The following is a 2,425-nucleotide window of genomic DNA, read 5'->3' on the forward strand; positions in this document are numbered from 1 at the left end:
CTGGGTGCCACCACCGCCACCTTCAAGGGCGGAATCGGTTCGGCGTCGGCCGTGACCGCGAACGGCATCAAGGTCGGCGCGATCGTGGTGGTGAATGCGGTCGGCAGCGTTACTGTCGGCAACGGCCCCTGGTTCTGGGCCGCACCGTTCGAGGAAAACGGCGAGTTCGGCAGGCGCGGCCTGCCGTCAAGCTTCACGCCCGACATGCTGGCGATGCGTATCAAGGGCGGTCCGGCCGCGAGTGAGCGCGAGAACACGACGATCGGCCTTGTCGTCACCGACGCGATTCTGAGCAAGGCACAGGCCAAACGGCTCGCGATGATCGCCCAGACCGGATTTGCACGCGCGATCTATCCGGTGCACGCTCCACTCGACGGCGACGTGCTGTTCGCCGCGGCCACCTGCGAGAAGCCGATCGAGCCGCTGGTTGAGCTCACCGAACTCGGCATGGTCGCCGCCAACGTGGTCGCGCGCGCTATTGCAAGCGGCGTGTACAACGCGATCGCGCTGCCATTTCCGGGGGCGCAGCCGGCGTGGAAGGACAGATTCGGTTAGAAACGAAACGGCGGATACGGCGTTACCTGGCAGGCCAAGGTTTACCGCCATGCCGTCTTCCGTGATCCGCTTCTTTCGCTATTCGCCCGACACGCGCGAGCTGAAGGTGACCTTTGTCAGCGGACGCCTCTATGTCTACGAGGACGTTCCGCCCGAGGTCGCCGCCGCGTTCAGGGACGCGCGCGCAAAGGGGACGTTCTTCAACCACGAAATCCGTGACCGGTATGTCTATCGTGACATCACGCACGAGTATGCCGGCTAATCTCGGATGCCGCTCACACGCTCATCGACATGGACGAGCCGGCCGCCGCCGGGGCGCTTTGCCCCTGCCCGCCTTGCCGCTGCATCAACTGCGCGAACAGATCATAGGCCGAATTACGGGGACTGGAGGTGCCCGGCACCGTCGTCGACATCTTGAAGCCGTCGGCATAGGTGACGGTCGTCGTGGTCGAGCCGTCGGCAGCTGTCGTCGTGGTCGAGGTCGATCCGCCCTTCGACTTCGACGAGGAATCCGATCCATCGCCCGAGCCGCCGGCACCTTGCGCGTGATGATGTCCGTGGTGGCCGCTCTTCAGCGCCTTCGACATCTCGTCAAGGCTGACGCTGCCGTCGGAGTTCGCATCGAGCTTCGAGAACACGTTATCGGCCTGCGCGAGGTTGGTGCCGCCGGCGCCCAGCGCGTCCTCGAACTCGGACTTGGTGATGCTGCCGTCGCCATCCGCATCGATCTGCGAGAACAGATCCTTCAGCGCAGCCTCCCGGCCCTTCGACGCCGAGGACGACGAATTCGACGAGGTCGAGGTCGCCGAACTGTTCGCGCCGTCGGTGGACTGGCTCTGCGCCGCGAGCAGCGCGCTCATGGTCTCCGGCGCGATCTGTGGGGGGCTGCCTGAGCTGACCAACGAGGTCGTCATGCTGCCCGTGCTGTCGATCGCGAACGGATTGGTTGCGCCTTGCGAAGATCCCGCCTTCTGCGCCGACGAAGACGACTTCGAGTTCGTCAGCGACTGGATCGCGTCGAGCGCGCTGGATACGGCGCCAAGGGCCAACAACATTGCACAACTCCAACCGATGCGGCATGCCGCCGCCAATGTTCTGTCGGGTAACGTCAGCAAGCGTCATGCCAGCGCAAAAAGTTCAATGAAATCCGCAGCCGCCGCGGCTTGGATGGCCCGGGAACACCGGCAATTCGTGCCGGTCGCGGCAGAAATTTCCGCCCACAGGAAGCACGCCTCCCCTGCATTGCCCGCCACGGAGGCCCATGTTAGGCGAGGCCATCTTTCACGGCCGCCACGGGAAATCGCGCCATGACCCAAGCCTTCGCCCCCCGCCCCCTGGCAATCGCGCCCTCGATCCTGGCTTCGGATTTCTCCAGGCTCGGCGAGGAGGTGCGCAGCGTGGACGCCGCCGGCGCCGACTGGATCCATCTCGACGTCATGGATGGTCACTTCGTTCCCAACATTTCCTACGGCCCCGACGTCATCAAGGCGATGCGCCCGCACACAAAGAAGGTGTTCGATGCGCATCTGATGATCTCGCCCTGTGACCCCTATCTCGAGGCGTTTGCGAAAGCCGGCTGCGACCACATCACCGTGCATGCGGAAGCCGGTCCCCATTTGCACCGCTCGCTGCAGGCGATCCGCGCGCTCGGCAAGAAGGCCGGCGTCTCGCTCAATCCCGGCACGCCGGTCAGCACGCTCGAATACGTCCTCGACCTCGTCGACCTCGTGCTGGTGATGTCGGTCAATCCGGGCTTCGGCGGCCAGGCCTTCATTCCCTCCGCCATCGGCAAGATCCGCGATATCCGCGCGATGACTAATCGATTCCGCCCGCCTCTGGGGCTCGATCCACGAGACCGCACAATTCGGTG

The 2,425-nt window shown here is 64.6% G+C and carries 5 protein-coding genes; 4 read left to right on the plus strand and 1 reads right to left on the minus strand.

All coding sequences use genetic code 11. The features are described 5' to 3' along the window. On the plus strand, positions 1 to 555 hold a 555-nt coding region (locus MOV75_RS34710; protein ID WP_247007596.1), incomplete at its 5' end, for a P1 family peptidase. Between the two features lie 49 nt (positions 556 to 604). Further along, positions 605 to 817, plus strand: coding sequence for a KTSC domain-containing protein (locus MOV75_RS34715; RefSeq protein WP_246931135.1), 213 nt, complete (start codon positions 605 to 607; stop codon positions 815 to 817). Between the two features lie 13 nt (positions 818 to 830). On the opposite strand, the gene MOV75_RS34720 is transcribed toward MOV75_RS34715, so the two are convergent. Beyond that, positions 831 to 1,469 carry an EF-hand domain-containing protein gene (locus MOV75_RS34720; protein WP_246931136.1) on the minus strand — a complete coding sequence of 213 codons (639 nt, stop codon included), beginning with the start codon at positions 1,467 to 1,469 and terminating at the stop codon, positions 831 to 833. On the opposite strand from MOV75_RS34720, the gene MOV75_RS34725 reads away from it, so the two are divergent. Continuing rightward, entirely contained in the window at positions 1,468 to 1,866 is a 399-nt protein-coding gene (locus MOV75_RS34725) for a hypothetical protein (RefSeq protein WP_246931137.1), read from the plus strand. The two genes, MOV75_RS34720 and MOV75_RS34725, sit on opposite strands and share 2 nt — an antisense overlap. After that, a partial coding sequence (rpe, locus tag MOV75_RS34730; RefSeq protein WP_247007597.1) for a ribulose-phosphate 3-epimerase occupies positions 1,863 to 2,425 on the plus strand: 563 nt, incomplete at its 3' end. The genes MOV75_RS34725 and rpe, both read left to right, overlap by 4 nt.

Source organism: Bradyrhizobium sp. PRIMUS42 (assembly GCF_023006515.1).
Classification (GTDB): Bacteria; Pseudomonadota; Alphaproteobacteria; order Rhizobiales; family Xanthobacteraceae; genus Bradyrhizobium.